This is a genomic window from Kibdelosporangium persicum (assembly GCF_013280595.1).
In the GTDB taxonomy this organism is placed as follows: domain Bacteria; phylum Actinomycetota; class Actinomycetes; order Mycobacteriales; family Pseudonocardiaceae; genus Kibdelosporangium; species Kibdelosporangium persicum.
In genome coordinates, this window is the sequence record NZ_JAAATY010000023.1 from 47,381 (window position 1) to 63,650 (window position 16,270).

14 protein-coding genes are annotated in these 16,270 nt (G+C 68.1%); 3 read left to right on the forward strand and 11 right to left on the reverse strand.

The features are described from left to right. Positions 1-6 precede the first annotated feature (6 nt). Entirely contained in the window at positions 7-1,467 is a 1,461-nt protein-coding gene (locus GC106_RS32400; RefSeq protein WP_173138493.1) for a sugar ABC transporter ATP-binding protein, read from the reverse strand. Positions 1,468-1,779: 312 nt separating this feature from the next. On the opposite strand from GC106_RS32400, the gene GC106_RS32405 reads away from it, so the two are divergent. Next, a complete protein-coding gene (locus GC106_RS32405; RefSeq protein WP_173138495.1) occupies positions 1,780-4,764 on the forward strand; it encodes an AfsR/SARP family transcriptional regulator in 2,985 nt (994 codons plus the stop codon). Here GC106_RS32405 and GC106_RS32410 read toward each other — a convergent pair. From GC106_RS32410 to GC106_RS32440, 7 genes are all read right to left on the reverse strand, one after another. Next, complete coding sequence (locus GC106_RS32410; protein ID WP_173138497.1) at positions 4,761-5,159, reverse strand: hypothetical protein; 399 nt, start codon at positions 5,157-5,159, stop codon at positions 4,761-4,763. The genes GC106_RS32405 and GC106_RS32410 overlap by 4 nt on opposite strands. Then, a complete protein-coding gene (locus tag GC106_RS32415) occupies positions 5,156-6,052 on the reverse strand; it encodes an STM4011 family radical SAM protein (RefSeq protein WP_173138499.1) in 897 nt (298 codons plus the stop codon). The genes GC106_RS32410 and GC106_RS32415 overlap by 4 nt, the downstream gene beginning before the upstream one ends. Before the next feature lie 2 nt (positions 6,053-6,054). After that, entirely contained in the window at positions 6,055-7,338 is a 1,284-nt protein-coding gene (locus GC106_RS32420; protein WP_173138501.1) for an STM4012 family radical SAM protein, read from the reverse strand. Next, on the reverse strand, positions 7,335-8,135 hold the full coding sequence (locus tag GC106_RS32425) for an STM4013/SEN3800 family hydrolase (protein WP_173138503.1): 801 nt from the start codon (positions 8,133-8,135) through the stop codon (positions 7,335-7,337). The genes GC106_RS32420 and GC106_RS32425 overlap by 4 nt, the downstream gene beginning before the upstream one ends. Next, complete coding sequence (locus GC106_RS32430) at positions 8,132-9,205, reverse strand: STM4014 family protein (RefSeq protein WP_173138506.1); 1,074 nt, start codon at positions 9,203-9,205, stop codon at positions 8,132-8,134. The genes GC106_RS32425 and GC106_RS32430 overlap by 4 nt, the downstream gene beginning before the upstream one ends. Continuing rightward, positions 9,202-10,128, reverse strand: coding sequence for an STM4015 family protein (locus GC106_RS32435; RefSeq protein ID WP_173138508.1), 927 nt, complete (start codon positions 10,126-10,128; stop codon positions 9,202-9,204). Before GC106_RS32435 ends, GC106_RS32430 begins: the two co-directional genes overlap by 4 nt. Before the next feature lie 150 nt (positions 10,129-10,278). Continuing rightward, on the reverse strand, positions 10,279-11,355 hold the full coding sequence (locus GC106_RS32440) for a metallophosphoesterase (RefSeq protein ID WP_173138690.1): 1,077 nt from the start codon (positions 11,353-11,355) through the stop codon (positions 10,279-10,281). 321 nt (positions 11,356-11,676) lie between these two features. On the opposite strand from GC106_RS32440, the gene GC106_RS32445 reads away from it, so the two are divergent. Beyond that, positions 11,677-12,264, forward strand: a complete 588-nt coding sequence (locus tag GC106_RS32445; RefSeq protein WP_173138511.1) for an LppU/SCO3897 family protein — start codon at positions 11,677-11,679, stop codon at positions 12,262-12,264. Positions 12,265-12,273: 9 nt separating this feature from the next. Here the strand turns inward: GC106_RS32445 and GC106_RS32450 are convergent, their stop codons facing one another. Together GC106_RS32450 and pip are read right to left on the reverse strand one after the other, a co-directional pair. Then, positions 12,274-13,662, reverse strand: coding sequence for a hypothetical protein (locus tag GC106_RS32450; RefSeq protein WP_173138513.1), 1,389 nt, complete (start codon positions 13,660-13,662; stop codon positions 12,274-12,276). A 183-nt stretch (positions 13,663-13,845) separates the two neighbouring features. Then, positions 13,846-14,829, reverse strand: a complete 984-nt coding sequence (gene pip, locus GC106_RS32455) for a prolyl aminopeptidase (RefSeq protein ID WP_173138515.1) — start codon at positions 14,827-14,829, stop codon at positions 13,846-13,848. Positions 14,830-14,964: 135 nt separating this feature from the next. Here pip and GC106_RS32460 point away from each other — a divergent pair, with 135 nt between their 5' ends. Continuing rightward, the gene (locus tag GC106_RS32460; RefSeq protein ID WP_312873044.1) at positions 14,965-15,471 is read left to right on the forward strand and encodes an amidase family protein; all 507 of its coding nucleotides are present in this window, start codon (positions 14,965-14,967) and stop codon (positions 15,469-15,471) included. On the opposite strand, the gene GC106_RS32465 is transcribed toward GC106_RS32460, so the two are convergent. Further along, a complete protein-coding gene (locus tag GC106_RS32465) occupies positions 15,443-15,784 on the reverse strand; it encodes a hypothetical protein (RefSeq protein WP_173138517.1) in 342 nt (113 codons plus the stop codon). The two genes, GC106_RS32460 and GC106_RS32465, sit on opposite strands and share 29 nt — an antisense overlap. Positions 15,785-16,270: the final 486 nt, after the last annotated feature.

A 16,270-nucleotide genomic window follows, 5' to 3' on the forward strand; every position in this document is an offset into this window, starting at 1 on the left:
TCGCCGTCATGCCTGACCTCCGGTCGCGAGCGACATCACGGCTTCCTCGGACGAGCCGGCGGGTAACTCGCCCGCCAGCCGTCCGTCGTGCATGACCAGGATCCGGTCGCTCATGCCGATCAGCTCCGGCAGTTCGCTGGAGATCATCAGGATCGCCACGCCGCTGTCGGCGAGCTCGCGCAGCAGCTCGTAGACGGTCTTCTTCGCGCCGACGTCGATGCCGCGGGTCGGCTCGTCGGCGACCAGGACCTTGGGGTTGACCGCGAGCCACTTGGCCAGCACGACTTTCTGCTGGTTGCCGCCGGAGAGGTACCGCACCTCCTGGTCGGTGCCCCTGGACACCAGCCGGACCGACCGCAGCAGCCGCTCGACGTCGATCCTTCGCCGGCCGAAGGCCGCGTTGCGCACCAGCATGGTGTTATCGTGAACACTCTGTCGCAGGGCGAGCCCTTCCCCTTTGCGATCCTCGGTGACGTGCGCGATCCCGTGCCGGATCGCCGCGCGCGGGGACCGGACGCGCACCGGTTGACCGTCCACTTCGAACTCGCCGGTGGTCAGCGGGTCGACTCCGCAGAGGGCGCGGGCCACCGCGGACCGGCCCGCGCCCTGCAGACCGGCCAGCCCGACGATCTCACCGGCGGAGAGTTCGAGCGAGATGTCGTGCAGCCGGCTGTTGCCGCCGCCCCGGACCGCCAGCCGGACCGTGCCACGGGTTTTCGCGCGGTCCGGGAACATGGTGTCCAGCGGGCGGCCGACCATGGCCCGGACCACCTGGTCCTGGGTGATCTGGTTCGTCCGCGTCGAGGTGACGAGGGTGCCGTCCTTCAGCACGGTGATGCGTTGACTGAGATCGAAGACCTCGCGCATGCGGTGCGACACGTACAGCACGGCGATGCCACTGGATCGCAACCGGTCCACGAGGTCGTACAGCAACTCGACCTCGTGGTCGGCCAATGCCGCTGTCGGCTCGTCCATCGCGATCACGCGGGCGTCCATCGACAGTGCCTTGACGATCTCGACGACCTGTTGCTGTGCCACGGGTAACCGGCGGACCTGGGTGCGTGGCGCGATGCCGTGCTCGCCCAGCCGGTCGAGCAGGTCCGCGGTGTCGGCTTCCATCCGCCTGCGGTCCACCTGGCCCCGCCGGACCGGTTCCCGGCCGAGGTGGACGTTCTCCGCGACGCTCCGGTCGGGCAGCAGCGTCAGCTCCTGGTGCACGATGGCGATCCCGGCCCGTTGCGCGTCGCGCGGTGACGCGAAGGACACCTCTTGTCCATTGAGGACGATGGAGCCGGTGTCCGGCCGGTGTGCCCCGGCCAGTACCTTCATCAGGGTGGACTTGCCCGCGCCGTTCTCGCCGACGAGGGCGTGCACCTCGCCGCCGTGCAGGTCGAGGTCGACGTCCTTGAGCACGGTGACACCGAGGAACTGCTTGCTGATCCCGCTCATCCGGACGATCGGTGCCATGCCCCACCCCAGTCCCCGGCCAACTGCCCGACAGGCCTCAGACTGTGAGGCCGCTCACAGTCATGATCGAGAACTTAATGGAGCACTTACGTCGCCGTCAAACAAAAGTTCGGTCGTATCAGGCAAAACTGCTCAAAGTCCCTCGAATGCAGTAGCCGTCGCCGAGCTGCGCGTAGCCGAATTCTCCGGACGGCCACCCGGGCGGAGGCAACCGGTACGGCGCCCGGAGCGAGTGTTTGTGTGTTGTTAGTGGCGTGTGGTCAGGTGGCGGACGCTTGATGTGACTGGGCACAAGGGGTTGGGGAGGTACCCGTGGAGTTTCAACTGCTGGGGCCGGTCCGGGCGTGGAACGACGGCAGGCCGATCGACCTGGGGGTACGCAAGCAGCGCTTCGTGCTGGCGATGATGTTGCTCGACGCGAACAAACTGGTGCCGGCGCAACGGCTGGTCGAGCTGACGTGGCCGGAGGAGGCGCCGCGCAGCGCCCGAGGCGTCATCCACACGCATATCAGCAGGTTGCGGTCGGTGCTCAACGCCGCGGACGCCGAGCGGCACGGCGTCGCGTTGATCAGCAACGGGCCGGGGTACATGCTCCGGTGCGACCCGAAGCGCATCGACGTCAACAAGTTCATGGAGCTGTGCGCCGAGGCGCGCGGCAGCGCCGACGACGAGACCCGCATCCGGATCCTGGACGAAGCACTGGCGCTCTGGGAGGGCCCGGCGCTCGCGTCGGTCGCCGCCGAGGAGGTCCGGACCCGGCTGACCCGGCACCTCGACGAGGCCCGGCTGCTGGCCATGGAGCAACGGATCGACGCGCACCTGCGGCTGGGACGGCACGCCGAAGTGATCCACGAGCTCACCGAACTCGAGGCACAGCACCCGTACCGCCAGCAGATCGTGGCCCAGTTGATGCTCGCCCTGCACCGCAGCGACCGTGGGCCGGACGCGCTGACCGCCTACCAGAAGCTGTACCACCGGCTTGACAACGAACTCGGGGTGGAACCGGCGCCCGCGTTGCGCGACCTGCAGACCCGCATCCTTCGTGACGACCCGTCGCTGAACCTCAACCCGAAGGAGAAGCTCAAGGCCGGACCCCGCCAGCTGCCGCCGGACGTGGACCACTACACCGGCCGGGCGCGGTACATCGAGCAGATCTGTGAGCTGCTCACCCCGCAGCCGGGCGGCGTGCTGCCGGTCGTCGCGATCACCGGCAAACCGGGACTGGGCAAGACCGCGCTGGCGGTACGGGCCGGGCGCAGGCTCGTCGCCGAGTTCCCGGACGGCCAGTTGTTCATCGACCTGCAGGGCAACGGCCCACGCCCCCGGGACCCGAGCGAGGTACTGGCCCGGTTCCTGCGCGACCTCGGCGTCGACGGTGCCGACGTGCCGACCACTCTGGAAGAACGGGTCGGGCTGTTCCGCGACCGCACCGCGGGCAGGCGGATTCTCGTCGTCCTGGACAACGCGGCCACCGAACAACAGGTGCGGCCGCTGATCCCCGGCAACTCCGAATGCGCGGTGCTGATCACCAGCAGACGCCGGCTGACCGGCCTGGACATGCGCCAACTCGTCGACCTGGACGTGCTGGACCAGGCCGACGCGCTGGCGTTGCTGCGCGACCTGATCGGCGAGGACCGGCTGGCGAGCGCGGACGCCAGCGCGCGCCGGATCGCCGACCTGTGCGGCGGCCTGCCGCTGGCCCTGCGGATCGTCGGCACCAAACTGCGGTCCCGGCCGCACCTGACCGTCGAGACGCTGGCCGAACGCCTGGAGGACGAACGGACCCGGCTGGACGAGCTGGTCGGCGGCGACCGGGAGATCCGTGCCAGCTTCCTGCTCAGCTACGACAGCCTGGACGCCGAACACCAGCGGGCGTTCCGGCTGCTGGCGTTGATGCCGGACAACGGGCTGCCGCCGTGGGCGGTCGCGGCCGTGCTCGGCGTGGACCACCGGACCTCGGAACGGCTGGTGGAGGACCTCGTCGACGTCAACCTGGTCGAGGCCGTGCCCGGCCGCTACCGGTTCCACGACCTGATCCGGTTGTACGCCCAGGAGAAACTGGCGGCCGACCAGGAACGGGACGCCGCGCGCACCAGGATCGTCAACGCCTACCTGTACCTGGGCAAACGCGCCGACGCGTTGCTGGAGTTCGGTGGGCTGTACCAGTTCGAGCCGCCACCGTTCACGCCGGACACGCCCGGTGTCCTCGCCGAGATCGACCGGGGCCCGGCCGCCTGGCTGGACCAGGAGTACCCGGCGATCCTCGAGGCCATCGAGTACGCCGCCGCCCACGGCCAGGACGAACTGACCTGCCGGCTGTCCGCGACGGTCGCGGCCTTCTTCGAACTGCGGGCACAGTGGGCCGACCTGAAGCGCGTGGCCGAGCTGAGCCTGGCCGCGGCCGAACGCTTCTCCAGTCCTTATTGGACGGCGTACGCGCTGTTCGCGGCCGGTCTCGCGGCCAGGGAGACCAGGGACTTCCGCCGGGCCGAGGAGTCGTTCCGGGCGGGGTTGAAGATCCTGCCGCAGGCCGACGACCCCTTGCTGGAGGTCGTCACGCTGCTGTCGGTCGGTGTGGCCGAACGGTTGCAGGGCCGGTGGGACGAGGCCGCCAAGTACTTCGACGGGTGCCTGTCCGTGCTCGACGCACTCGACAAACCCCGCTGGCGGGCCTACACACTGCGGGAATCCGGCGTGCTCGACCGGTATCGCGGCAACTGGGAACGGGCCGAGCAGCGGTTGCTCGCGGCGGTCGACACCTTCGAGCGGCTGGGCGACCAGCGCTGGATCGGGGCGTCCCTGCGGGAACTCGGGATCGTCCGCCGTCACGTCGGCGATCTCACCGGCTCGCTGGAGATCCTGATCAGGAGCCGTGACGAGCTGCGTGCCGCCGGCGACCCGCGGCGCGAAGGCGCGGCCCTGCGCTGCCTGGCCGAGACGCACCGCGCGGTCGGATCGCTCGACGAAGCACGCGCGTGTGCCGAGCGTGGCCTCGATGTCCTTGAGCTGACACTGGATTCGCACGGTCTCGCGTGCACCCGGATCGTGCTCGCGGACGTCCTGATCGACCTCGGTGACCTGGACGGTGCCCGTGCGCAGCTCGACAAGGGCCTTCAGGCGCTCAGTGTCAGCCGCGACCCGAGGTGGCACGGCAAAGCCCTGATCACCCAAGGCCGGTACCTGGCGGCCACCGGCGACACCACCGGCGCCGAGGCGGCCTGGGACACCGCACATCGGTTGTTGTCCGGCGTCGGTGCGGTCGAGGCCAGGCAGGTCAGCGAGTTGCTTGGTCGTTAGTGCCGCTGCGGCGGTTGCGGGTGCCATCCCTGGTGCGGCGCTTGCTGGTAGTAGGGATGAGGCTGCTGCGGGCCTTGCGGACCGGGCTGGGCCGGCGCCGCCTGGGCGGTCGCGCGGTTACGCAGGCCGATCCGCAGGTTCTGGGCGCCGATGACGATGACCAGCAGCCCGAACCCGATGCCGATGACACCGCCGACCGTCTCCGAGGTCCTGGTCTCCGCGAGACTGTCCTCGGAGACGACTGTGCCGCTCCGGTTCTCCCGGACGCAGACCTGGCCTTCGCTCATCGTCTCGCCGCCGCAGTCGACCTTGTCGTCGAGCAGGGCGAACGTGGCGGAGACGATGAAGAGCACGCCGAGCGCCATTCCCGCGCACGACCAGACGATTCGCTTCACGGACCGGGATGCTGCCAGCCGCTGCTTTCGGTTTTCTTCCGATCCGGCCGGCCCCGGCTCAGCGGGATGCGTTCCAGGATACCGCCCGCGAACACGTCGTACAGGCCGGTCTCTGCCAAGTGGACATAGCCGATGTGACAGTCGCACGTGGCCAGCGGGCACGGTCGCGGTCGCAACGCGGCACGGAACGAGTCGTCATAGAGGTTGCCGATCGTCTGCGGGACGAAGTGGCACCGCTTCACCGTGCCGTCGCCGAGCACCGAGATCACGGTGTCGCCCGTGCGGCATGGCAGTCCTTTGCTCACGTGCGCGTGTCTGCTGTAGTGGAACAACGGGTCGATGTCCTGCCACAGCGCGGCTTCCGCGTCGGTGTAGGTGTGGCCCTCCGCCGCGTTCACCCAGACGTAAACGCTGTCCGGTAACGCCTCCCGCAGGCGACGAGCGCCATCGAGGTGTTCGGGGACACCGACGATCCCCACGCTGAAGCGGGCACCGAGCCGCATCAGCTCCTCGCACTTATGGACGAACCGGTCATGCGTCACCTGCGTCGGGTGATAGGTGACCCAGAACGCCGCGGTGTCCAGGTCGCAGTCGGCGATCCAGCCGAGCCGGCAACTCAGGTTGGTCTGGATCGCCACCCGCCGGACATGCGGCATCCGGCTCAGCGCGACCATCGCGTCCCGGTACCACGACCGGACCAGCCCTTCACCCCACGGCGTGAACAGCACGGACACCTCGTCCGAGGTTCCGCCCACCCAGCCGGTGAACCGCTGCAACGCGGCACGATCGGCCCGCAGTTGCTCTCGGCTGTCCCTTCTTTTCGCGAACGGGCAGTATCCGCAGTCGTAGTCGCACGACGCCAACGGACCGCGGTACAGCATGGTCAGATGCACGGCTATCTCCGGTCGTACGCGGCCATGGCGGCACGGACGGCGGGCGAGAACAGCGCCGGGCCGATCGCGTCCGACCAGGCCAGGCCTTCGGGCGTGAGCTGTAACCGGTCTCCGCTGTCGACGAGCCAGCCACGGTCGGCCAACGCGGCCAGTTCGCCGAAGTCCTCGGTCACGTCCGTGCCGAAACGTTTGCGGTACCAGGCTTTCTCCAGGCCGTCGGCCTGGAGGACGGACTGCAGCAGATGCCTGCGGCGCTGTTCCGCGGCGTCCAGCGGAATCCCGACCTCGGCTCTGGTGAAGTCGGACAGGGGCCGCGACACGTAGTCGTCGATGATCCCGCGCACGGTGCCGGGACTCACCGCGTAGTCGAACGAATAGTGCAGGCCGCGGGTGTAGGACCGTGCGCCACAGCCCAGCCCGACCATGCCGTCGGACTGACACGAGTAGTCGTCACCGCCCAGTGCGGGGGCGTCGGCGCGCCGGAACATCCGCATGGACTGCTGCTCGTATCCCCGCGCCAGCAGATGATCGCGGCCCAGTGTGTACAGTCGCATCCGCTGCTCGTCCCACTCCTGCGGGGTTTCGCGCCCGGCGAGACCGGTCAACGGCCGCACATACAGCGGGTACAGGTACAGCTCTTCCGGCTGCCACGCGAGCGCGGCGTCGAGCGACGCCAGCCACGTGACGTCAGTCTGACCGGTGATGCCGTAGATCAGGTCGATGTTCAGCACCGGGAACCCGGCTGCCCGGATCGCGTCCAACGCCGCCTCGACCGCGGCTCGTTTCTGCGGCCGCACGGCCGCTCGGGCCTCCTTGTCGTCGAAACTCTGCACCCCGCAGCTGATTCGCGTGACGCCCCGCCCGGCCAGCACGGCGAGGCGATCGGGCGTCGCGGTGTCCGGCGAGGTCTCCACCGACACCGGAATCCCGTCGAGGCCGACGATGTCGAACAGCCGATCGAGTTCCCCCGGCTCGAGGTAGGTCGGTGTACCGCCACCTATCGCGGCTTGGACGAACGTCGCTCGTCCGTCGAGCTCCTCGCGGACCGCGTTCGCCTGGCGCCGCACCGCGTCGAGATACCGCGTGACCAGCTCGGCCGGTGCGCCTGTCCGGGTGAAGAGGTTGCAGAAGCCGCAGCGGATTTCACAGAACGGGATGTGTACATAGTGGAACAACGCGTCCCGAGGCTCGTTCGCCCAGACATCCCGCAGTCTCGGTCGTGGTTCGAGCGGCCGGTACGCGGTCTTGTGCGGGTACGCGTACACATAGTCCTGGTAGGGCCTCATGTGGTCGCCTCCAGGAAGAACTCCGCGTACGGGACCGTCCAGACAACTTCGTGACCGAGACGGTGGCCGGTGTATCCGTCCTCGCCGTACGCGGTGCCGTGGTCGGAGCAGACGATCACGAAGCTCGGTCGCCGCAACGCCGCGAACAGCGGAGCCAGTTCGCTGTCGACGTACTCCAGCGCGGCGGCATGGCTGGCCAAGGTGTCGCCGTCCTGGCGGGTCCCGCCGGGCAGGTGGAACCAGTTCGGCTGGTGCAACGCGGAGACGTTCAGGAACAGGAACAGCCGCCGATCCGCGGGCTGGGCCTCGACGACCTCCCTCGCTCGGTCGACCTGGGACCGTGTCGAGGTCGGTGACGTCACGCCGAAGCCGGGCGACCAGTGGCTCTCCGCGAACATCCCCGGCAGCACAGATCCCAGCGCGCCCTGCTTGTTGAAGAACCCGACACCGCCGACGCACACCGTGTGGTAGCCCGCTTCGGCCAGGCCACTGACCATGTCCGGTGCGTCGAAGACCCACGTGCCGCCGGCCGTGGTCGCACTGCCGGCGAACCGGGCCGCGAACAACCGCGGGTGCGGGCCCTGGCCGTCCGGGGTCGGCAGGAACCCGGCGAACATCGCGGCGTGCGAGGCGAAGGTGAAGTTGCCCGGCGCGTGCCGTCGCTCCCACCGCCCGCCGGGGATCAGCCCGGCCAGCACGGGGGTTCTGCCTTCGTCGGCCAACGAGCACGCGACGTCGTAGCGCAGGGTGTCGATCGTGATCAGGACCAGGTCGTGGCTGCCGATCACGCTGTTCATGTCCGGCATGGCACACCCGTACAGGCAGCGACCTGGGCGGCGTACGTGTCCAGCCCCGCCGCCGGGCCGTCCGGCAGCCCGGTGAGCCGCGGCAGGAGATCGCCGAACGCGTTCACCTCACCGATCACGTGCCGCCGCCAGCCGATCCCGGGCAGCAGATCCACGCCGACCATCAGCGTCCGGCCGAACCGCGCCGCGGCCTTCTCGCACGTGTCCAGCCATTCGCGCCAGCGCGGCTCGCCGATGACCGCGCGCAGGCCGGCCACGTCCATCCGGGTGCCGCCCAAGTGCAGGTTGGTGATCGGATGACGGCTGGCCCGGACCACGGCGTGCGTCGCCTGGCCGGCGATGACGACCACACGCAGGTCGATGGTCCGGCCGTTGAGCGACGCCTTGGGAAACCAGCGTTCCACGTGCACCGGATCCACGCACAGGCGGTCCACCAGGTCGGCGACCTCGTCATCGCGATACGTGTGCACGCGCAGGCTGTTCATCAGCCCTTCCGGCGTCATCGCGACCGATGTCGTCGCGGCTGCCCGCGAACCATGCGCCGTCAACGCGACCACGCCCGAGGCCGACGACCCGTGCGCGGGTTTGAGGAACACCTTCGTCCACCCCCGCTCACGCATCTTCTCCCGCAACGTCGCGTAGCCATCGACACCGTCGATCGTCGGCGGCACCGGGCAACCAGCCTGCCGCAGGACCTCGTGACACCGTCTTTTGTCGAACATGACGGCGATATCGTCCACGTCGTTGAGCAGCCGTGCGCCCGGAGTACCCGCCACGGTCTCGCGCAACCGTTGTAAACCCTTGGTGAACGCGGAGTACCACGCGCCACTACCGTCCACTCGGTACGGATGCGCTTTCGCTCCACGCAGGAGCCGGTCCACATACGGGTCCTCACCCGGCGAGTCCACGCGGACGAGGGAATCGGTCGGGATCGCACACGTTCCGGCGAGAATCTCCCGCCAGGCCACCACTTTCGCCGGTGGCAGGCCGGCCGCGCGGACAGCGTCGGCGAACATCGCCACGCGCCTGTTCCCCGGGTTGCCGACGACGACGAACTTCATTCCGACACTGCCGTGTAGTAGTACGGCCGGCCGTTGTAGTGCTCCGGCTCCAGTGCTTCATCGAGGTTGAGCAGAACACCCTTGGACTCAAGCGCTTCGCGCAGCCGCTCGCGCATCCGTTCGGAGAGGAAATGGTGGTGCAGGTCGAGGTTTCGCAAGTGCGTCAGGGAAAGCAGGTGCTGACCACCCTCGTCGGTCAGGATGCCCATGGACAAGTCCAGCGTCTCCAGCCTGCGCACGATGGCGGACTGGGCGACGAGCTCGCAGACGTGGTCCTGCCTGTCACTGTTCTGCAGGCCGAGCACCCGCAGGCTGGGCAGCCTGTCGCCGGCCAGCAGCGGTTCCAGGTCCTCGGGCCGCCAGTCGCCGCCGTACTCGTCGACACCGAGCCAGAGCCGCAGTTCCCGCAGCGCGGGCAGGTCCGACTGGGCCACCCCGGCGACCGCCTCGCTCGGCATGCCGCCGGTCTCGATGCGCAGGACCTGCAGATTCTCGTGCCGCACCGGGTGCAGCTCCAGCTCGTTGCCGCCACGGACAGCCAGTTCGGTCAACGCCGGGAAGGTCCGCAGCAGCGGGGTGATGTCGTCCTGCTCGATCCAGGAGATCTCGTTCTCCTCGCCGATGATGTCGCCGAGGAAGAGCCCGGTCAGCGCGGGGAACCGGTCCTTCTCGGCCAGCAGGAGGTCGATGACGGTGCCCGACCGGGTTCCGCTGCCCGCCTCACCCCAGTTGCCGATGACCAGCGCCCTGACCGCCGAAGTGTCCACTGTGGTGAGAAACCGCCGCCACAGTTGCTCGAACGTCTCGTCACTGTCCCACGTCTCGACGCCCAGGAACCACGTGGGCGTGCCCGGGACGTCCGCCGAGGTGAACTCGGTGACGCCCGAGCCGTGGAAGGTGCTGAGGTGTTCGTGGATCTGCATCGTGCCCCCTTGATCGGCGTCGTCGGGAGCATCATGCACCGGGCCACCGACAGTTTTTCACGGGTGGCCGCTGACCAGCCGATTCGGTGCGAGGGCGGCCCGGCGGCATCGCCATCCCGGCATGTGACGCCGGAGCGACTCCATGTCCGCTCAGGCTCGGAGCGTGATCACGGTGATCTCGCTGGGCGCGAAGACCCGGAACGGGGGACCCCAGAACCCGCTGCCCCGGGTCGTGTAGAGCTGGGTACGCGAACCGTGCCGCGACAATCCATGCACGACGCCCTGATCCAGGCGGACCAGGTAGTGGAACGGCCAGATCTGGCCGCCGTGCGTGTGCCCCGAGATCTGGAGGTCGACCTTGTCGACCGCCTGCTTGACCTGCTTTGGCTGGTGGGCAAGCAGGATCACCGGAAGATCCGGGTCGGCGCCGTCGAGCGCGCGCGTCAGGTCGGCGCCGTGGCCGTCGAGGCCGGACGCCCGTGCGGTGGCGTCGTCGACGCCCGCCAGCACCAGCCTGGCTGTGCCGCGTTCCACCACGATGTGCCTGTTGTGCAACGTTTCCCAGCCGAGACCGGCCATGTGGTCCAGCCAGGCCTGTGCTTCGCCGAAGTACTCGTGGTTGCCGGTGATGTAGGCCTTGGCCAGTCTGGATCGGACAGTCGCGAGCGGGGCGGCCTGGGCTTCGCGGCGGGACGGTGAGCCGTCGGCGATGTCGCCCGCGTGACAGACGATGTCCGCGTCGAGGTCGTTCACCGCCGCGACGAGCCGGGCCGACCACCGGGCGCGGTCGAGCGGGCCGTAGTGCGTGTCCGAGATGACGACGAGCCTCGTGCCCGCCAGGTCTTCGCCGAGACGAGGGATGGTCACGTCGACGGTCCTGATCCTGGGCACGCGCAGTGCTTCGCGGTAACCCCACACCAGGAGCCCGATCGCGGCAATTGCGACAAACCCGGCGACGATCCGCGATCTGGCCGGATCGTCGACGCCGAGCAGTGCCAGTTCCAGGATCTGGCCGATCACCGACCACACGAGCAGGACCCAGATCGCGCCGAGGGTCGTGTCGCCGATCCGGGCCGCCCAGTCCCTGGCGCCCCTGTTGTGCCCCAGGTACATCATCACGGGGAACGCGACGAGCACGATGGCGAACAGGGCCGTTCCCGTCACGAACACGCCGGCCGGCCAGTCCGTGCCGGACCCGATCAAGGTCCACCAGGGGATACCGAACATGACCAACAGGACGGCGACCAGGATCAGTGCCCGGACAAGGCTTTTCACGAGGACAACGATAACTTCGCCGGAGGCGGTGCGGTTCCTGGTCCGCTTGGGCTGAGGAGAACCGGGCCGCGGAGCGGTGCCGACGCCGATACGCTGGGTAGTCGCGACACCAATTCGTAGCCTGTTCGAGTCCACGCGGGTATGGACTTCCGACCATCCGATTCGGACAGTCACCCCCGCTGTCGACGCGCTGTGGCGTTGGTCTAGTGTTCGCTCGCCAAAGCCCAGCCCAGGAAGGCGGTCCTGGCGCCATCAAGAGGGGAAATTCCTTATATGTCTGCTGATGTCTCGACCCCGCCTCCTGCGCCGCAACAGCCAGGACAGCAAGGTCAACCCGCGCCGCAACGCAAGAAGGGCGTGCCGAAGTGGCTGATCAGCGTCATCGCGCTGGTCGTCATCGGTGGCGGCGTGTACGCGTACAACTACTTCACCAACGACGTCGCGCAGGCCAAGGCCGGCGACTGCGCCAAGATCACCGGTGAGAAGAACGCGCCGAACTACGAAGCCGTCGGATGTGACGCGGGCGGTGCCACCCACGTGGTCGGCAAGGTGCTGGCCAACACGTCGGACAGCTGCTCGGAGCCGTACGCCTCGTTCACCATGACGGCACGTCGCGGGCCGGACGCCAAGTTGTGCCTGCTGCCGAAGTGGACCGAGGGGCAGTGCTACAAGGAGGACCCGTCGGCATCGGAGTTCGCCACGGTCGACTGCGCGGCGCCGACCGACGAGACCCTGAAGGTCGTCAAGATCGTCCAGGGCAAGTCCGACCCGGCCGCGTGCGAGGGCGACGCCATCGTGCCCATCGCGTTCCCCGAGCCGCCGATCACGATGTGCCTGACCCCGGCGAAGCAGCAGCAGTAGCCGAAGCGGTCACTTCCGTTTGAGGTACAGCACAGCGGCGCCGGTGAACGGCGCCGCGAACTCGGTGGCCTGACCGCCGCCGGCCTCGGACACGGCAGTGGTCCGGCTCGTCTGCGGGTCGAACCACTGCCCCTCGTACTGACCGGCCACGATGGACACGGTGAACCGTCCGCCAGGGCTGAAGACCAGGTACTCCTGGGAGTTGGCCAGGCAGTAACCGGTCGAACTCAGGTCCCCTCGCGGTGTGGCGGTACTCAGGTCCATCCGCGAGGCGTAGGCCCGGACGTGGCCGAGGTTCGTACGGATCGCGACCTGGGTGTTGTCGTCCATGCTTCCGCCGATGCCGTAGGCACCGTCGTAGGGGTCCATGTAGATCGGGTTCTCGCCGCGGGTGAACGACTTCCACGGCCAGGAACTGTTACCGCACAGCCCGCACAAGTGGTCCGTGTCCGACAGGATGACCTTGCCGCCGTCGGCGACAGGCGGATTGTTCACGTCGCCGTTCGGCGAGATCCAGTCAGCGGGCGATGCCAGCAGGTCGTTGTTGTCGCCGCCGGGATACGTCGACGTCATGCCGATCGGATGCACCTTGCCGCGGCTTCTCCCGTACGCCCGGATGACGTCGATCATGTGGTACTGCCACGCGACCGACGTGGCCGGAGCTTCGTTGGCGACCTCGTAGAGCACGTTGTCGAGGTCGCCGACCGCGTCGATCACCTTGCGCACGTAGGCTTCCTGCCGAGCGGTCACGGCGGGCACAGCCAACGTGTGGACCTCCTCGCCGCTGCCGTCGCCGTTGAGGTCGCCGTCGATCCCGTTGACGTTGTTGGCCTTGTTGAAGGGATGGCCCTTCCACGGGTTGTTGTCGCAGAACTGGCCTTTGCACGACTCGATGCTCCAGCCGTTGAACAACATCACCGAGACGTAGATGCCGCGCCGACCGGCGTCGGCGACCCGCTGCCGGACGCGGGCGAAGTAGCCGGGATCGAACTTGTCGAGGTCGAACTTCGGCTGCCCGTCCGGCCCGCTCGTCCTCAGGTACGGCATCGGCGCGGTGAAGTAGTCGTCGCTGGCGATCTCGTTGGAGAACCTGGCCTGTTCCCACGTCCACAGCCGGAAGAAGTTGTGGTTGTTGCGCTCCAGGAAGTCCAGGTAGCCCGGGTAGTCGAACTCGCGCGGCGGGTTCGTCACGCCGGTGTCCTGGAGGTTCTGCCAGGTGTGCGCACCGGTCAGCAGGACCGGCTTGCCGTCCGGGGTGGCGAAGTACCTGGGGTTCTTGGCGTCCCGCTGCAACGGCCCGATGGCCGGTGCTGGCGTCGACGGAACCGTCGGCGTCTCGCCCACGAGCATCACTCCCGTCACGATCATGCACAGGGCGAGCGGGACAATCCGGACCATAACCGAAGGTTATCGGCGGCGGTGTGATGGCACAGTGATCGGTACAGCGACGATCAGTACAGCGGCCAAGCCGACCTGACGTCACCTGTCCTTTCCTGCCCAGCCGTCTGGTGTTCGGGTCTTCTTCGTGGGATGGATGTGTTGAGCCGGTCGGCGATGGAGCGGGGCGGCAGGCCGCAGCGATCACTCGCCCTGACCGGGGGCGAAGCGGTCGGTCGCGGCGATGATCGCCGCGGTCATGCTGCCGCCGCCGTGACCGGTGTCGTCGAGAACCACGAGCTCGCTTCCGGGCCAGGCCCGATGCAGCGCCCAGGCTGTGCCGAGCGGACCGCTGACGTCGTAACGCCCGTGGATCAACACGGCAGGAATCCCGTGGAGCCGCTTGATGTCACGCAGTAACTGCCCGTCTTCCAGAAAACAGCCGTGCGACCAGTAGTGGGTCACGAGGCGGGCGAAGGCCAGCTGAAATGCCGGGTCGGCGACCGACAGGAATGGTGCGGCGTCAGGGGCCAGCGACATGTGCGTGTCCTCCCACTCGCACCACCCGCGTGCGGCCTTGGCCCGGACTTCGGGGTCGGGATCGTGCAGCAGCCGGCTGTAGGCGGCGGACAGGTCGCCGTCGCGTTCGGCGGAGGGTACGCCGTCGCGGAACCGTTCCCACTCGCGCGGGAAAACACGGCCCATGTCACGAGTGATCCAGTCAGTCTCGCTCCGGTCGCCGCTGGTCACGGCCGCGAGCACCATCTCGGTCACCCGCTCCGGATATGCCTGCGCGTAGGCGAGAGCGAGTGTGACGCCCCACGAGCCACCCCACACCAGCCAGCGCTCGATTCCCAGGTGCACCCGCAGCGCCTCGATGTCGGCGATGAGGTGCTGAGTGGTGTTCGCCGACAGGTCCACGACCGGGTCGGCCGCCGACGGGGTGCTGCGCCCGGCGTTGCGCTGGTCGAACTGGACCACGCGGTAGCGGTTCGGGTCGAACAGGCTCCGCGTTCTCGGAGAGCTGCCCGAGCCGGGACCGCCGTGCAGCGCGACGGCGGGCTTGCCGTCGGGATTGCCCGACACCTCCCAGTACAGCGAATGGCCGTCGCCGACCTCCAACATGCCTGACTGGTGTGGCTCGCTCGATGGATATGGATGACGCTCGTCGTCGGATGTACTCGCCATACAGGCATGATCGCGCACCGTGCCCGACGGGAGGAGGCGGCCCACGCCACCCAGCCACTCCCGTGACGGGTACTTCGAGGTGCCGACCGAATAACGACGAAGGCCGGGTTGACCCGGCCACATGGTGGGAGTGAGGTGCTGCCACTCGTACTGCTCGTCACGGCCGCGCTGGTCGCCAGTCCGGTGCCGGTGTCGGCCGCTTCGCTCGACCTGGGCCGTGTCGACCTCGATGGGGCGACCATTCCCGACCTGCGGCGCCTGATGGACAGGGGACGGCTCACGTCCGTCCAGCTGGCCAAGGCCTACCTGGGCCGGATCAAGGCGGTCGACAGCAGGATCCGGTCGGTGGTGGCGGTCAACCACCACGCGCTCGCCGAAGCCGCGGCGAGCGACGCGCGCAGGCACGGCGGCAGGGAGTTGGGGCCGCTCGACGGCATTCCCGTGCTGCTGAAGGACAACGTCGACACACGTGCCATGCCGACAACGGCGGGCGCACACGCGTTGCGGTCCTTCTCTGGACTGGCCAAGGGAACGGGTGGGAGGCTCGCAGTCGCTTGGTGTGCTGTCCTTGGTCACCTCCGCGTCGGCTTCGGAGGTGCTCGACGACGCGGGGTCATACGTAGAAGTGCTGCCAGGCGATGACGTCGTCGATGATCACTGAGCCGGTGCCGCTGAGGATCGTGAACTTCAGCTTGTTCTGAGGCGGCGGGTCAGCGAAGACTGTGGGGGCGATCGCGTAATCGGCTCTGCTGGCGCTCACCGAGGTCGGACCGTAGCCGTAGATGGTCGTGCCGTTGAACTTGACCCCCAGGTGGAGGTTGTTCGGCGATTGCGCGATGATCCGGAACTGGATGATCGCATTGTCCGAGCCGGGCGAAACCTGTTCGAACTGGAAGCTCAGTTCCTTTTCGGTTGTGCCGGAGCTTGAGAGAGTGAAACTGGTCGCGGCGACCACGGAGAAGTTTGACACTTTTGGCACGACATGCCTCCCTGGTGAACAACGCTGCTCCGTTGGAAAGTACCGGTCGTTGTCCGGGACGGCGTGCCCCAACAGGCTGGCTCTCGGGCAGTGTGGTCCCCCTGAAACGCCGCCTGAACCGGTCTCGCGTGATCGAGCAGCGCGCCGTCGTTCCGTTCGGTCGGCGGGCACCGCGCGATGCTCACTGGCCGATTCGTCGGCCTGGGCGTCGATCGCGGTGTGAAGCAGGCCGCCGGATACAGCACCTTGTCCAGATTGGACAAGCGAAGTATTCGTTCTCCCACCTGTACGGTGACTTTCTTGCTTGGCGGCGTCGCATGTGCAGCGTCATGTTGTGGCTGGGGTGTCGCGGTGTGGCTGGTGGGGGCGATGACATCGCGCGGTTGTTTGTCGTGACCGGTCTGTTCGTCGAACACGGTCACCCGGGCGGCAAAGGGACTGACGAACATCCCGGTCACCCCT